Origin of the sequence: Granulibacter bethesdensis CGDNIH1, from assembly GCF_000014285.2 — a bacterium.
GTDB classification, from domain to species: domain Bacteria; phylum Pseudomonadota; class Alphaproteobacteria; order Acetobacterales; family Acetobacteraceae; genus Granulibacter; species Granulibacter bethesdensis.
The window spans coordinates 2,113,637-2,128,037 of sequence record NC_008343.2 but is presented as its reverse complement, the minus strand read 5'-3'; the positions used below and the strand labels follow the sequence as shown (position 1 = coordinate 2,128,037).

At 58.7% G+C, this 14,401-nt stretch carries 16 protein-coding genes; 3 read left to right on the top strand and 13 right to left on the bottom strand.

Going from position 1 to position 14,401, the window contains the following annotated elements:
• Positions 1-69: 69 nt before the first annotated feature.
• From eutC to GBCGDNIH1_RS21930, 10 genes are all read right to left on the bottom strand, one after another.
• Positions 70-870, bottom strand: coding sequence for an ethanolamine ammonia-lyase subunit EutC (eutC, locus tag GBCGDNIH1_RS21975; RefSeq protein ID WP_011632592.1), 801 nt, complete (start codon positions 868-870; stop codon positions 70-72).
• Positions 863-2,263, bottom strand: a complete 1,401-nt coding sequence (locus GBCGDNIH1_RS21970; protein WP_011632591.1) for an ethanolamine ammonia-lyase subunit EutB — start codon at positions 2,261-2,263, stop codon at positions 863-865. The genes eutC and GBCGDNIH1_RS21970 overlap by 8 nt, the downstream gene beginning before the upstream one ends.
• Positions 2,264-2,401: 138 nt before the next feature.
• On the bottom strand, positions 2,402-3,382 hold the full coding sequence (locus GBCGDNIH1_RS21965; RefSeq protein WP_011632590.1) for a ketopantoate/pantoate/pantothenate transporter PanS: 981 nt from the start codon (positions 3,380-3,382) through the stop codon (positions 2,402-2,404).
• Between the two features lie 336 nt (positions 3,383-3,718).
• Complete coding sequence (locus tag GBCGDNIH1_RS21960) at positions 3,719-4,069, bottom strand: hypothetical protein (RefSeq protein WP_125911038.1); 351 nt, start codon at positions 4,067-4,069, stop codon at positions 3,719-3,721.
• A 147-nt stretch (positions 4,070-4,216) separates the two neighbouring features.
• Positions 4,217-4,831 (bottom strand): septal ring lytic transglycosylase RlpA family protein, encoded by a 615-nt coding sequence (locus GBCGDNIH1_RS21955; RefSeq protein ID WP_011632588.1) that lies wholly within the window; start codon positions 4,829-4,831, stop codon positions 4,217-4,219.
• Between the two features lie 484 nt (positions 4,832-5,315).
• Entirely contained in the window at positions 5,316-6,113 is a 798-nt protein-coding gene (locus tag GBCGDNIH1_RS21950) for a phosphohydrolase (RefSeq protein WP_011632586.1), read from the bottom strand.
• A gap of 3 nt (positions 6,114-6,116) precedes the next feature.
• Positions 6,117-7,403 carry an O-methyltransferase gene (locus GBCGDNIH1_RS21945; RefSeq protein WP_011632585.1) on the bottom strand — a complete coding sequence of 429 codons (1,287 nt, stop codon included), beginning with the start codon at positions 7,401-7,403 and terminating at the stop codon, positions 6,117-6,119.
• Entirely contained in the window at positions 7,400-8,368 is a 969-nt protein-coding gene (locus tag GBCGDNIH1_RS21940) for a glutathione S-transferase family protein (RefSeq protein ID WP_011632584.1), read from the bottom strand. The genes GBCGDNIH1_RS21945 and GBCGDNIH1_RS21940 overlap by 4 nt, the downstream gene beginning before the upstream one ends.
• Positions 8,369-8,426: 58 nt before the next feature.
• Positions 8,427-9,092 carry a S24 family peptidase gene (locus GBCGDNIH1_RS21935; RefSeq protein ID WP_011632583.1) on the bottom strand — a complete coding sequence of 222 codons (666 nt, stop codon included), beginning with the start codon at positions 9,090-9,092 and terminating at the stop codon, positions 8,427-8,429.
• 98 nt (positions 9,093-9,190) lie between these two features.
• A complete protein-coding gene (locus GBCGDNIH1_RS21930; RefSeq protein WP_011632582.1) occupies positions 9,191-9,427 on the bottom strand; it encodes a hypothetical protein in 237 nt (78 codons plus the stop codon).
• Between the two features lie 171 nt (positions 9,428-9,598).
• Here GBCGDNIH1_RS21930 and GBCGDNIH1_RS21925 point away from each other — a divergent pair, with 171 nt between their 5' ends.
• Both GBCGDNIH1_RS21925 and GBCGDNIH1_RS21920 read left to right on the top strand, forming a co-directional pair.
• Positions 9,599-10,675 (top strand): quinone-dependent dihydroorotate dehydrogenase, encoded by a 1,077-nt coding sequence (locus tag GBCGDNIH1_RS21925; protein ID WP_011632581.1) that lies wholly within the window; start codon positions 9,599-9,601, stop codon positions 10,673-10,675.
• A complete protein-coding gene (locus GBCGDNIH1_RS21920) occupies positions 10,672-11,538 on the top strand; it encodes a TIGR01459 family HAD-type hydrolase (protein WP_011632580.1) in 867 nt (288 codons plus the stop codon). Before GBCGDNIH1_RS21925 ends, GBCGDNIH1_RS21920 begins: the two co-directional genes overlap by 4 nt.
• Before the next feature lie 30 nt (positions 11,539-11,568).
• On the opposite strand, the gene GBCGDNIH1_RS21915 is transcribed toward GBCGDNIH1_RS21920, so the two are convergent.
• Positions 11,569-12,183 carry a YqgE/AlgH family protein gene (locus tag GBCGDNIH1_RS21915; RefSeq protein ID WP_011632579.1) on the bottom strand — a complete coding sequence of 205 codons (615 nt, stop codon included), beginning with the start codon at positions 12,181-12,183 and terminating at the stop codon, positions 11,569-11,571.
• Between the two features lie 228 nt (positions 12,184-12,411).
• Here GBCGDNIH1_RS21915 and GBCGDNIH1_RS21910 point away from each other — a divergent pair, with 228 nt between their 5' ends.
• A complete protein-coding gene (locus GBCGDNIH1_RS21910) occupies positions 12,412-12,894 on the top strand; it encodes a peroxiredoxin (protein ID WP_011632578.1) in 483 nt (160 codons plus the stop codon).
• Between the two features lie 9 nt (positions 12,895-12,903).
• Here the strand turns inward: GBCGDNIH1_RS21910 and rnhA are convergent, their stop codons facing one another.
• Together rnhA and GBCGDNIH1_RS21900 are read right to left on the bottom strand one after the other, a co-directional pair.
• Positions 12,904-13,377: a ribonuclease HI gene (rnhA, locus tag GBCGDNIH1_RS21905; RefSeq protein ID WP_025287217.1), complete on the bottom strand. Its 474-nt coding sequence runs from the start codon at positions 13,375-13,377 to the stop codon at positions 12,904-12,906.
• Positions 13,367-14,326 (bottom strand): homoserine kinase, encoded by a 960-nt coding sequence (locus GBCGDNIH1_RS21900; protein ID WP_011632576.1) that lies wholly within the window; start codon positions 14,324-14,326, stop codon positions 13,367-13,369. The genes rnhA and GBCGDNIH1_RS21900 overlap by 11 nt, the downstream gene beginning before the upstream one ends.
• Positions 14,327-14,401: the final 75 nt, after the last annotated feature.

Genomic DNA, 14,401 nt, shown 5'->3' with positions numbered 1-14,401 from the left:
CGGGCGCTTTCTGCGCTGTTTTTGCGGATCATAGTGAAAAGCGCACTCTGATCCGGGTAGGCAAACCGGTCAGCCGGGCGGATCGGCAGAAAGGGGGGTGGGGACGGCTGCTCCCGGCAGAAGGGGGTCATCCTTCAGCGCCACACCGGTCAGCTTGCGGCTGCGGGCCTCGCTCATCAACCAGGTGAGCTTGTCTGCGGCGGTCGCATAAGACAGACCACCACCATGAATGTTGGAGATGCAGTTGCGTTCGGAATCCCGCCGTCCCCGTTTGGGATCATAGGTCAGATAAACACCGAGACTGTCGGCAGCGGTCAGGCCCGGCCGCTCCCCGACCAGGAGCGCGCAGAGCTTCGCGCCGATCCGCTCGCCAATATCATCTCCCAGCGCGACCCGTGCCTGTGTGGCGATCACGACAGGGGCGATACGCCATCCGGGCAGAAGCGTGATCACCTGTTGCAGAAACGGGGCCGCATGCACCTGCACGGCGGTGGAGGAAAGACCATCGGCGATGACGAACACCACATCCCAATCCCCTTTCTGCAACACATTTGTACAGTCGGGTGAAAGACGCCGCCCGAGATCGGGACGGCGGAGATAGGTGCCACGGCTATCGACATCGGCTTGCACCAGAATAGTTTCGCGTGGGGCCAGGGCCGCCTGAAGGGCTGCGGTATCCAGCGGCGTATGCACGGCATCTCTGGCGCACGCATGGGCGAGCTGAAAATCCAGCACATCCCGGGTGCGCATGGCGTCCCCGGCCCGGCCCAGTCCAATTCTGGCGCTGGTGGCGGCCCGTAGCTTCGCCCATGGATCGATGGTGGGGGTGGTCGTGTGGTCAGGTGGGTTCCCGGCTGATTTTTCAACCATGGGAGGTGGCCTCCGCGATCAGGCGCACCACGCGTTCATCCTGCGGGGGCAGAGCGCGTATGCGTCCGCTCCGGTCTTTCAGGTCCATCTGTTCCAGCCATGTCTCGAATTCCGGTGCGGCCTTCACGCCCAGAACCGAGCGCAGATACAGCGCGTCATGAAAAGAGAGGCTCTGATAGTTCAGCATCACGTCATCCGCACCCGGCACGGCGATCAGGAAGGTGACGCCCGCCACGGTCAGCAGGGTCATCAGCGTATCCATATCGTCCTGATCGGCCTCGGCATGGTTGGTGTAGCAAACGTCGCACCCCATCGGCAGACCCAGCAGCTTGCCGCAGAAATGGTCCTCCAGCCCGGCGCGAATGATCTGCTTGCCGTCATACAGGTATTCCGGGCCGATAAAGCCGACCACCGTATTGACCAGCAGCGGGTTGAAGGCCCGGGCCACGGCATAGGCGCGGGTTTCCACCGTCTGCTGATCCAGCCCGTGATGCGCATCGGCAGAGAGTGCAGCCCCCTGTCCGGTTTCGAAATACATCACGTTCTGACCGACCGTACCGCGTTTCAGGGACAGAGCTGCCTCATGGGATTCCCGCAGGATGGCAAGGTCTATCCCGAAGCCGCGATTGGCGGCTTCGGTCCCGGCAATGGATTGGAACACCAGGTCGACCGGTGCGCCGCGTTTCATGATCTCCAATGCATTGGTAACATGCGTCAGTACGCAGCTTTGGGTGGGGATGCTGTAGCGTTGACGCAGTTCGTCCAGCATTTCCAGCAGGGCAATGCAGTTCGGTACATTGTCGCTGGCCGGGTTAATGCCGATCACCGCATCGCCAGTGCCATAGAGCAGTCCGTCCAATGTGGCGGCGGCGATACCGCGCAGATCATCGGTGGGGTGATTGGGTTGCAGCCTTGTCGCCAGTCGTCCCTCCAGCCCCAGCGTATTACGGAATCCGGCGATCACACGGCATTTACGCGCTACTGCGATCAGATCCTGATTGCGCATCAATTTACAGACCGCGGCAGCCATTTCCGGTGTGATACCGGGGGCGACAGCGGCCAGAGCAGCTGCATCCGCTTCGTGGGAAAGCAGCCATTCCCGAAATCCCCCCACAGTCAGATGCGCGATCGGGGCAAAGGCGGCTGCATCATGCGTGTCGATGATCAGGCGGGTGACTTCATCGACCTCATACGGTACCACGGCTTCGTTCAGAAAACTGCGCAGCGGCAGATCAGCCAGAACAAACCGGGCCGCCACACGCTGCGCATCGCTTGAAGCGGCCAGCCCGGCCAGTTCATCGCCCGAACGGCGGGGGGTGGCAGCGGCGAGAACGGATTTCAGGTCATCGAAACGATGCCGCTCCCCGCCTGCGGTCGCGGTATGGCTTGCCACGGTGTATGTCCTTCCCTGCCGTTTTGGTCATGGAGGGCTGTATGCCGCTCAGGGGAGAATGCCTCCCACGATGCAGACCTTTTTCCAGACCATATCGTCTGCCGGATTGATGCGGCCATGCAATGTAAAAACCGACATTCATCTTTCAGAAAACGACGTGTGCCGTGCCGGAGTCTCTTGCCGGGTTGAAAGTGAGGCAGGATGGCGGGACCAGTATCCAGCCAGCAGCGAACCGGACAAATTGTGCCAGATCGAGAAAAAAACACCCGGAATGGCGGCGCTGGAGGAAATGTAAAGCCGTGCCAGGGTCGCTGCGAGGCCGGAATTCTGCATGCCGACCTCCAGCGCCAGCGTCCGGCAGACGGCTTCATTGAAACCGAGCAGGCGGCCTCCGAAATAGCCGCCGAGCAGCCCGGTGGTATTATGCATGGCGACCGCCAGAATCATCGGCGCGGCCTCGGTCAAGGTATTGTCGGGAACCGCAGAGACGATTGCGCCGATAATGATGATCACGGAGGCCATGCACAGGATCGGCAGCCCCGGCTCCACCCGTGTGATCATGGCGGGCATTGTCTGCCGCAGCAGCAGCCCAAGCCCGACCGGCAACAGCACGATCTCCACGATGCTGAGCAACATCGCTCCATAATCAATCGGAATCGTTGATGAGGTATAAAGCCAGGTCAGCAGCGGCGTCATGGCAACCCCGACAAGGGTCGAGCAGGCGCTGATCGTGACGGAGAGAGCGACTTCTCCGCCTGACAGATAGACCATGACGGTAGAGGCGGTTCCGCTGGCGACACTGCCGGTCAGGATCATACCGGCTGTCAGATCGGGCGGCAGGTGCAGCAGCCGGGCAATTCCCAGTGCGGCCAACGGCATGATCAGGTAATGCAGCCCCAGCCCTGCCAGAACCGGGGCGGGGCGGGTGGCAAGCCTGCGGAAATCATCAAGGGTGAGTGTAATCCCCATCGCCAGCATGACCAGAGCAAGCAATGGGCTGATCCAGGGCAGGGCGACGGCAAAAGGCTCCGGCCAGAACCAGGCGAGGACAGAAACAAGGATCGCAAGGACGGGAAAAACCCGTAATCCTGGTGCAGAGTTCAGCGGGACGATGCTCATGGCGGTCCTTCAATGAAAATAGCCTGATTATGAAATCAGAATAATCTATTTTACGGCTTACCGCATGCAGGCGGCTGGATGTGCGGCATTCCTGGAAATTCTTTGCCCCACCATCATAATCACGGAGCTGGTTCCGACCATTGCCCATGGGATAGAGCGCTGGAACCCTGAATGCCGATCCGGCGCTCCCTGAGACCTTTTTATCCGGTGACTGGCAAAAATATGCACCCGTGGCGGCTACCCTTGTGTGGGGCAAATGTCTGCTGGATAGATGATAGTTCGGCCTGATAAGTCAGGCATGGCGGGGCAATCATGGATGTGACGTGATTTGGTCTGTCAGAGACCCAGTGGATTGTCCGGAGCCGCCAGGATAATGCCAAGCCCATCACTGGTTTTCAGGGCGACGGCAGACAGACAGAGCGGTGTTTCATAGGTACCGTTGAAACTGTCTTTTCCCAGCACGCCATGCAGTGTCACAATATAGGGCGTTTTCCCCGGCGGCTGGGTATTGGTGCTTGCCTGGATGGCCCCGTTTGCCCCGACAAGCCCGGACAGGCGCAGGGCGCCATCGGCCGGAGCAAAGGTAAAGCGGCGGGAGGAGCGATCAATAACCAGCGTTGCACTGGAAGGGCCGGCGCAGCGATCCCCTGCATGACCTGGGCCTGTCGGCACGGTCTGGCCGGTCAAACGCTTGGTATATCCTCCACCCGCTGTGCTGGTGCAGGCCGCTGGAACAAGGAGAAACAATAAGGCGGCAGGTCTTATGACCTGAAAGCGTCGAAGTGCACGGATGAAAAGGCTGGAAGGCCGCATGAATAGAGGAATCGCAGATGCTTAAAGCTGGCTTAAAGTAACTTTGGCAGTGCCCTGGCTGATAATGCCCAGTTCTGCGGCGGCACCCCTTGAAAGGTCGATCACACGTTTGCGTGTGCCGGGGCGATCAGTAATGGTAACATCGACATAGCGACCACTATCGGCCAGTGTGACGCGTACCTTGGAGCCAAGCGGCAGCCACCGATGCGCAGCTGTCAGATTATGCTCATCAAAAACGGTCCCATCAGCGGAAACGCGGCCCCGGAACTTCTTGCCGTACCAGGAGGCAACTCCGGTCTCAATCGGTTTGGGCTGAACATCTTGCCCGGCAATGGTGCCTTGAAACGCAATGGCATGACGTGCCGGGGTGGTGGAAGGTTGAATACTGCCGGAAGCAGAAAAACCGTTGGCTGAATTGAACTTGCTCAGCTCACCGCTGTTAAGATCGTCGGCGCTAACGGTTTCGTCAGCATAAGCAGCATAAACCGAGCGGGGTGTGCTGGCGTGATGGGAAAAGTGCCGCGTGGAAACGTGATGGCTCGGTCGATGGGTGGTCGCGAACGCTTGACCTGCACTTCCCAAGACCAAGACTGAACTTAACAAGGCTGGAAAGCCTCGTTTACTAAGGTGGCGCATCGCCTGCTCCTGATCGGGACGCTCCGGAACGCACTATACCGAAACGCCAAACACAAAGAACGCGCACGCCACAGACGTGCACAATGGTGCTCGGCAGGTTAAAAACCTGACCGGAGGGTAGGGATATAATCTATCCCTTCATCGTGGTGGAGCCTGACTAGCAGACGTAGAGATATCATGTCCAGTCCAAATGACTCATCATTGGAAATATGGCAGGAAATAGGGCGGGTTTGTGGCAGCTATATTTTTATCAATATTTATCAACTGTTTTTTCTTCTTTGATGATGATGTTTTATTTGCTGCCAAAGATGCCATCGCATTGAGGACTGGATAGGTGCGATAAGTCGGGGAACAGGGAAAAGAAAAAATAAAGGACTAAAAACCTAAAATCCTAGGATTTTAGGACTAAATTTTTGGTATTTTTCCGAGATGATCTTATTATTACGAGATATAATCTCGTCTCTTTTAGATAGATCAAAAAAATTCAGATTTTTTCATCAAACCAGTGGCTGGCCTGCATGATGGCACGGGATGGCGGTGATAGAACACCGCCCAGAGCATGGAGGGTGGCCTCCAGTTCCGGCAGCTTCAGGATCAGGACCGGGTCATATTCATCATCGGCCAGAGACCGATGGGTTTTCTGCACCTGGGATGCAGTCAGATTGACCACCATGCGGTGGCCTATATCCAGCACATGGCTGTCTGGATGCTCGATCATAAGCAGGGGAACGCACTCAGTGACGGCAGCCGGAGAGATACCCAGTTCCTCCTGTAGCTCCTTCATCAGCTGTCCACGCAGATCCAGCCAGCCGTCAGGCAGCAAGGCCCCCGCATCTACACTGCCGGCGGGAGGCGTCTGCCAGTATCCGGCCTGATAGACCGAATGGCCTGCCCGCCGTCCGATGATGACGCCGCCTTCTTCGGGCCTGGCTTCCGGGCAGGCCAGAACGGAAGCGCACACAGCCAGGGGTCTGACGTGGAGGGCCTCATAGAGATCAGGGCGCTCCATCTGGGCGACAATGCGACGAAATTCCGTCATATGCCCGGTCAGCAGGGTGGGTGTCAGATCATCGGCGCTGAACACCTGGCCATTGAACAGTCTGCCGCCGGTGCGCTGAAGCGCTGATTGCCATATCCGCTCGACTTCCCGGTCCAGCGAGGCGGCAAGGGCGGGCATGGCGCTTGTGACACGCGCCTTGATCTCTGGTTCCACCGGGTAAACCGGCCATGCTGCCCGCTCTGCATGAGGTGGGGCAGGAGGCAGTGTGGACCGGGCCGGCATAGGTCAGGCTATATCCGCTATCAGATGGCTCAGCCTGATGCAGGCCGACTGGTCGGGAGAGGAATCCGCCGCATTCTCCAGTGAAAACCGGATGTCGTGCAGACCTTGCATCAGAGGGGTGGCGGCATTCCAGGTGGCTTGCTGTCCTGCAGGCAGGCGCAGCTCGCTTTGAAGGAGAACGGCCTGATCCCGGACGCGCCTGATGGTCATGGACAACTGGGCTATGCTGTCGGGATCACCCGGTGAGGCGATGATACCGCCAAGCCGGCTTTGGCCGCTGAAATCGCGTCTGATCGTCAGGCTGGTCGGGGTGGCGCCCATGCGGCCAGCCTGGATCAGAACGGCCTGATCATCCAGAAAACCGCTCTGCGACAGAGCAGGTTCCGTGCCATCCCATAGAACGGGTCGAAGCGTTCCGGTCTCAATCAGCCTGACCGGAGCAGGGCGGGAGTCAGAATGTCCAGCCCCCAGCCGTCGGAGCATCGTGACGCCCTCTCCTTGAACGGGTTCAAAGAGTTCGGCATCGGTCATGGCATTCAGAACATCCAGGGGGGAGTCGGCCTTGCGGCGCGAAATCAGCAGGGTTGTCACTGAATCAAGCCATGTGGAGGTGGAAGCGGAAAACAGGGCGGCCTCATCTCCTGACAGGGCGCATTTGATGGTGTCGGCGCTTTGCCATCCGAACTGATCCAGGATCTGCTTTATTCCATAGGCGCGCAGCTTCCCCCCGGATGGCTGGCCACCAACCGAGAGAGTCTCCCCCTCCACCGTGAAACGTTGCCACCCATCGCGGGATTGACGGTCCCTGCCGATATCCATGGGGCTGGCCCAGCCGGACGCTGCGGAAACTGCGCCATGCAGATGCGCAATCCCGGGGTAAGGCAAGGTGTTCATCAGCAGGGCGCGATAATGGGCTGTATCGGCCTCGACACAGAGAATATGTGCATCAGGGTAACGGTTCGCGAAATAGATCGCTGCAAAGCCTGCATGGGCGCCCAGATCCAGAATATGGCGCGGTGAAGCGGGCAGGGCATGATCGTACCAGCCATCCAGGAAAATGCCCCGGCAAATGGCGCTGTCATCCGTTCCGCACCGAATACGAATTGCGTGGGCAGTGCCCGGCAGATGGACCGTCAGCGGCCCCTGATAGGTTGCTGAAATCTCGCCCAGGACATCGAAATAGCGGCGGAGAAGGTTTTTATCCTCCGGTGCTGCGTGAATGGCGTTTTCAAGCGCGTCTTTCAGGGCAAGTCTGTCAATCTGGCCTGCCCCGATCCCGGTTGCTGTCACGGTCTGATGGCTCCTGCCGCATCGCGCCGGGCTGGAACCGTCAGTTGCAGCTCAGGGCCGGCCGGTACTATGCAGGAAGGGTTAATGGTTCGGTGGCTCATGTAATAATGCCGCTTGATGTGGGTAAAATTGACCGTATCGGCAATGCCCGGCACTTGGTAGAGCGCCCGCATATAATCCAGAAGTTCCGGATAGTCGCTCAGGCGACGAATATTACACTTGAAATGTCCCACATAGACGGAATCGAAACGGATCAGGGTGGTAAACAGCCGCCAGTCTGCTTCTGTGACGCGGTTACCACAGAGAAAATTCTGTCGGGACAGGCGGTCTTCCAGCCAGTCCAGCGTAGCGAACAACGGATATACGGCTTCTTCATAGGCGTGCTGGGTCGTGGCAAATCCAGCCTTGTAAACACCATTATTGACCGTGTCGTAGATACGCGCATTCAGCGCATCAATGTCATCCCGGTATTCAGGGGGGTAGAAATGAACCTGGTATTTTGCAACCGAATCAAAGGCATCATCAAAAAATCTGATGATTTCCGCTGATTCGTTGTTCACGATGGTTTCGCGCTGTTTGTCCCACAACACCGGCACCGTGACCCGGCCGGAGTAATCCGGTTTCGCGCGTGTGTAGATCTGGTGCAGATAGTCTGCACCGTAAAGCGTATCCGGTATGGTTGCTTCGCCCGGTTCGAAAGTCCAACCGTGATCTTCCATCAGCCAGTTTACAACTGAAACGGAAATAGCCTCCGTCAGCCCCTTCAACACACGGTAGATCAGGGTACGGTGTGCCCACGGGCAGGCAAGGGAAACATAGAGGTGATAACGCCCCGTTTCAGGTGGAAAAGGGCCAGCCGGGTCAATACTGTTTCTGAAAGAGGATGCATCGCGTTCGAAGCGTCCATCATGGGAGGCGGTATCATACCAGTCTGTTTTCCAGACCCCGTCTACCAGTAAACCCATGACCCTGCCTTTGGTTCAAGAGACCCCTTGTGAAGGAGTGTCATTCTGTAACCACTTCCTATTGGCTGGCCCACACGATTCTGTGTATCCATACCAGTGAAGTTAAAGAAATACTCCGCTCAGCTTTGTCGCCATTCAGCGAAGAAATGTCCATCCAACGTGCCGAGCGTCTGTGAAAATGACCGAAAACAGTTTCGGATGGTTCCCCGTCATGGGCTGCCAGGCGAACAATAACCCTGTCGCCTCGGCGTAGCGGAGCATTGGGAGAGACGATCAGGATGGTCCCTTCTCGAAAAAGCGGTGCCAGCGAGGTATCGTGGATTTCGATGCCATATGCTTCACGGTCTGCGACATCCGGCAGGCTGGTTTCATCCCGGGCGGAAGGCAAGGCGTTCCCTTCACCCTTGATCGGAAGATCCCGTAATTCGGGCAGGGAGAACAGCGGAATACGCCGGCCATAGTGGGTGTTTTGTCCGCTGTCTGCGGAAAGGGTCTCGGCGCCATTGACCAGAGACGTGAAGGCACCCAGCGATTCACCGGTCGCAACAAGAATTTTGGAAATACTTTCCGTGCTTGGCCAGCGTTGCCGTCCATCCGGCATTTGCCGTTTGGACAAGTTGAATGTTGTCGCATCCAGCCCTGCCCGTCTGGCAAGGCCGGAGGTCGACAGGCCCTTGATGGCGGCCAGAGTATCTATGGCGCGCCAGATATCCTCATGCTTCATATAGGAAGTCCTGCTCTGGACAGGGATATTCCACCAGATTGGATCTGGAGAGAGAATTCGAAAGTCCGGTTACTGATAAAAATCAGAACGCATAAAAATCAGCGTCGTTTCAGCACTTCACTATTATGGCGGGTGACGCCTTCGTGAGTGATCCGAAACTGTCCATCTTTTTCCTGCTGTGCCAGGCCCATCGCCTGCAGGCGATGGAGACAGGCCCCGTCCTTCAGCCCGTCCGGCCGCCCCGCTGCTCCGCTCAGGCTCAGCCGGTGGAGCGCGGAACGGCAGCAGGTTTCCAGATAGGGTTCGTTATAGACAAAGGAAGAGGCCTGGCTCATGCCGTTGAATAGCCACTTCTATGCTGTTCAATGCAAGGGTGTGAATGATGAAAACATCCCATCAGATATAGGATGCAAACGATCTTCTGGCTGGGTGGGCCACTGGCTGGGAGGACAATGTTGCCGCATGTCCCTCTTTCCTGACAGGCCGCTTTCCGGCAGAAGCGGATCATGTTGACTAATCTTCTCCGCCAGGCCGGATTTGCCGCATTGCGTCGTATGGATGCGGAGCATGCTCATGAATGGGGGCTGCGCGCCCTGTCGCTTGGTCTGGCCGGGCGGCAGAGCATGCCGGATGATCCGCGGCTGGCTGTGTCCGCATTCGGCCGGCGTTTTGCCCATCCACTGGGTCTGGCGGCAGGATTTGATAAAAACGCCCGTGTCGTCCTGCCGCTGCTGCGTCTGGGCTTTGCCTGGGTGGAGGCCGGGACTGTTACTCCACGCCCACAATCAGGCAATCCACGCCCGCGTTTGTTCCGTCTGCGCGAAGATCGGGCGGTTATCAATCGGATGGGTTTCAACAATGACGGGATTGCGGTTTTTCTGAACCGCCTGAAGCGGTTGAAGCATCATCCGGCGCCGATCGGTGCAAATATCGGCATCAACAAGGAGGGAGCCAAACCGGAGACTGATTACGCCGAACTGGCAGCAGCAGTCGCCCCTTATGCCGATACGATCACCGTCAATATCTCCTCCCCCAACACGCCCGGTCTGCGAGATCTGCAAGGAGAGGAAAAGCTGGCCGCTATTCTGGCCTCCATTAACCGTGCCGTGCCGCAGAGGCCACCTCTGCTGGTCAAGATCGCGCCCGACCTGTCTGATGAAGGGCTGGAGGGAGTGGTGCGATGCTGTATCGCGGCCGGGGTTGATGGTCTGATCATCTCCAATACGACGATTGCCCGTCCCGCAGGGTTGCGCAGCCCGTATGCGGAGGAGGCGGGCGGTTTATCCGGCAGACCTTTGCTGGCAACCTCCACCAGAATGCTGGGCCGTGCCGCGCTGCTGAGCGAACAATTGGCCCCCGGTCGTCTGACGCTGGTGGGATGCGGGGGGGTTGCCAGTGGTGCCGATCTGCTCGCCAAGATCGAGCATGGAGCGACCATGGTGCAGCTTTATTCCGCCTTTGCCTTGCAGGGGCCGTCTCTGTTGCCGCGTATCCTGAAGGAAACGCAGGCATTGCTGGAGGAACGAGGCTATCGGGATATTGCCGCAGCCAGAGGTAAAGCCTTGCAGGGTATGGTCCTGTGACGCTGTATCTGGACGGTATCGCGCCGCTGGCAGAGCGCTATCAGGGGTTTGTCGTCGATCTCTGGGGAGTGATCCATGATGGTCTGGCCCCTTACCCGGGAGCACTGGAGGCACTGAGGCGGCTGAAGCAGGCCGGCAAGCGGATCGTGCTGCTGTCCAATGCTCCGCGGCGGGCCGCTTCTGCCGCCGCTGCACTTCGTGTGCTGGGGGTAGGGGATGATCTCTATGACGGGATCGTGACCAGCGGAGAGGTCACCTATGATCTGCTTGTGACCCGGCATGATCCGTTTTTCGCTGCTCTCGGTCGGCGTGTGTATCATCTGGGGCCGGAGCGGGATCGCAACCTGTTGGAGGGAAGCGGGCTTGATCCGGTCTCATCGCCCGCTCAGGCTGAATTCTGTCTGAATACCGGCCCGGATGATCATCGTGATCCAACCAGTCTCGAACCATTCGAGGCCGAGCTTGCCGCCTGTCTTGCGGCAGGGCTGCCGATGGTCTGCGCCAATCCGGATATGAAAGTCATCAAAGGTGGCGTCGCCATTCTCTGCGCCGGTGCGCTGGCCAGGCGCTATACGGAGATTGGCGGAATCGTGCGCTCCGTCGGCAAGCCTGATGCGACTGTCTATGAGCCGGTCATGGCTGCGCTTGGCTGTGAGAGGGGAAATGCCGTGGCCATCGGTGACTCGCTGGCCACGGATATGGCAGGCGCCCGTGCCGCCGGGCTGGATGCGTGCTGGGTTCTGGGCGGCATCCATTGGCAGGAGGTTGCTGCCCATAGCGACAGCCTGCACGAAGGGGCCGTTTCAGTCCTTGAGCAGGCTGAGCACGCACCGCGTTATATGACGGCGCGTTTCAACTGGTAAGAAAGTTTCCGGCTTTGCGCCATGATCACTTCAGGCGTGCCCTGCCTCGGTAGAGAGCAGGTTGGGATCAATCTTTAGCTGGGCCATGGCGCCTTTCCATCTGTCCCCCGGACCGGTCTCGAAAATCAGCGTCTGGTTGGCTGGCGCAGACAGCCATGCATTCTGTTGCAATTCACGCTCAAGCTGTCCTGCGGTCCAGCTGGCATAGCCCAGTGCCAGAAAACCATGACTCGGCCCGTCACCGGTGGCGATGGCTTTCAGCACATCCAGACTGGCGGTCAGGGACAGGCCGTTCTGGACCGGCAACGTTCCTTCGCCCGACCAATCGGCAGTATGGAGTACAAAACCGCGTCCGCTTTCCATCGGACCGCCTTCCATGACCTCAATCCGGCGGATCGGCGGTGCAGGTGGCGTATCCAGCTGACTGAGCAGATCATCAAAACGCGGCTTATCGACCGGGCGGTTGATAATGATGCCCATCGCCCCCTCACCGGAATGGGCGCAGAGGTAGATAACACTCCGCGTAAAGCGCTCATCCTCCATGCCGGGCATGGCGATCAGAAGCTGTCCAGCCAAAGAAAGCGTATCCGCTGTCGCAACGGACGGCTTGGTGTTGTCATCAGGGGAGGGCTGTTCGTCTTTCATGCCCTATAGATTGTCAATCTTGGCCAATCCTGCAAGCGACAGGTTGAGATATGCTATTCATCAATCAGTCCAGATTGTCTGCCCAAACTGGGCTGGAGCCGATTTTGCTGGCAGACAGGCTGCTTCTGCGCTTCTGTAGACCGGACGTAAAACAGGGATTCCGCAGGCCGAGAGGGCCGCCGGGATTTCTTGTCGCATCGATCAATGACCATGGGATTGAAAGCAGGTATGACGATCAAAACGGGTGATGTCTTTCCGGCCATCAAAATCATGGCCTCGACGCCGGACGGTCCCAAGGAGGTGGAGACCGGAACGCTGTTTGCGGATAAGAAAGTGGTTCTGTTCGCCGTGCCGGGTGCTTTTACGCCGACATGCAGCGCGAAACACCTGCCCGGTTATCTCAATGCTCTTGAAGCCTTTCAGCAGAAGGGTGTCGATATCATTGCCTGCCTGTCCGTCAATGATCCGTTCGTGATGGGCGCTTGGGCCAAAGAGCAGGGCGTTGAGGAGCGTATCCTGATGCTCGCCGATGGCAGCGCCGTGCTGACCCGGGCGCTGGGGCTGGAGCTGGACCTGACAGCACGGGGATTAGGCGTGCGCAGCCAGCGTTTTGCGATGGTGGTGGAGAAAGGGGTTGTCACCCATCTGGCCATTGAACCACCGGGTGGCTTCGATGTCAGCCGGGCCGAGCAGATTCTGGCGGTGCTGTAGCCGCCGCGATCAGCCTTCCATACGGGCTTTGGTAGCCAGCTGATCGGCCCGCTCGTTCATCGGGTTGCCGGCATGGCCCCGGACCCAGCGCCAGTCGATCTCATGGCGGGCCGCGGCATCCAGCAGGCGTCGCCACAGATCCATGTTGGCGACGGGATCCCCCGACGCATTGCGCCAGTTACGACGCACCCAGCCATCTTTCCAGCGGGTAATGCCGTTACGCACATATTCGCTGTCGGTGTTCAGCACCACCTTGCAGGGCCGGGTCAGGGCCTCCAGTGCTGCGGCAGCGGCGGTCAGTTCCATCCGGTTATTGGTGGTCTCGGGGTCGAAACCGGAGAGTTCCTTCTCGGTGCCGCGATAGAGCAGGATCGCCGCCCAACCGCCGGGACCGGGATTGGGCTTGCAGCCCCCATCCGTCCATATTTCGACGATATTGCTCTCGCCCTGCATTGTATCCATGGCGGTTTGGTCAGAGGCCATAAGCACCTGCATTGGGAGCAGAGAGATGGAAACGCAGGCGATGGACGTAGTCCATGGGGTCTTTGCGCGTCACCATGGCACCCGGAGGTGTGTTCAGCCAGTCGAACAGACGTGTCAGTGCAAAACGCAGCGCGGCTCCCTGACACAGGACCGGTAAAGCGGCTTTTTCTGCCTCCGTCAGCGTACGGATGGCATTATAGCCACGCAGCAGGGCGCTGCCTTTGGTGATATTGTAGGCATGATCGCTTTCGAAGCACCAGGCGTTCAGGGCAATGGCTATGTCGTATGCCAGAGCATCGGTGGCGGCAAAATAAAAGTCGATCACGCCCGAAAGCCTGTCATCCAGAAAAAATACATTGTCGGGAAACAGATCGGCATGGATATGGCCGGCCGGCAGATCAGACGGCCATGCCGTCAGCACGCGGTCCAGCGCCTTCTGTAGTTCCTCGCCCAGACCGGGGGAGATTTCATCGGCACGGCTGCGGCAGATGGCCAGCAGGGGAGGCCAGCCTTCAGGTCCCAGCGCATTGAGGCGAGTCGGCGCATAATCTGCTCCGGCTTCATGCAGTTTCGCCAATACCTCTCCGACGGGATGACAATGTGCGACCTGCACCTTGCGTGGCCAAACGCCGGGCAGGAAGCCGGTTATGGCGGCGTGGCGGCCGCAGAGCATGCGCAGGGCCTGCCCATCCCGGCCCCGCACCGGCTGGGGGCAGGTGATGCCCCGTGCAGCCAGATGCTCCATCAATCCGAGAAACCAAGGCAGATCGTTCGGATCCACCCGTTTTTCGTACAGCGTCAGGATGTAGTCGCCGCCTGTAGTACGCAGCACGTAATTGCTGTTCTCTACCCCTTCCGCGATTCCGCGAAAGGCCACGGCGGTGCCGATATCGTATTCAGCCAGAAACGCGGCCAGCGCCTCATCGGTGACTTCAGTATAGACGGCCATGGGTGCGGTGCGGCCTGTAACAGGAGAGAAATAGGAAGGGTTACAGGGTATGGTATGCCATACCCCGAGGAGAAG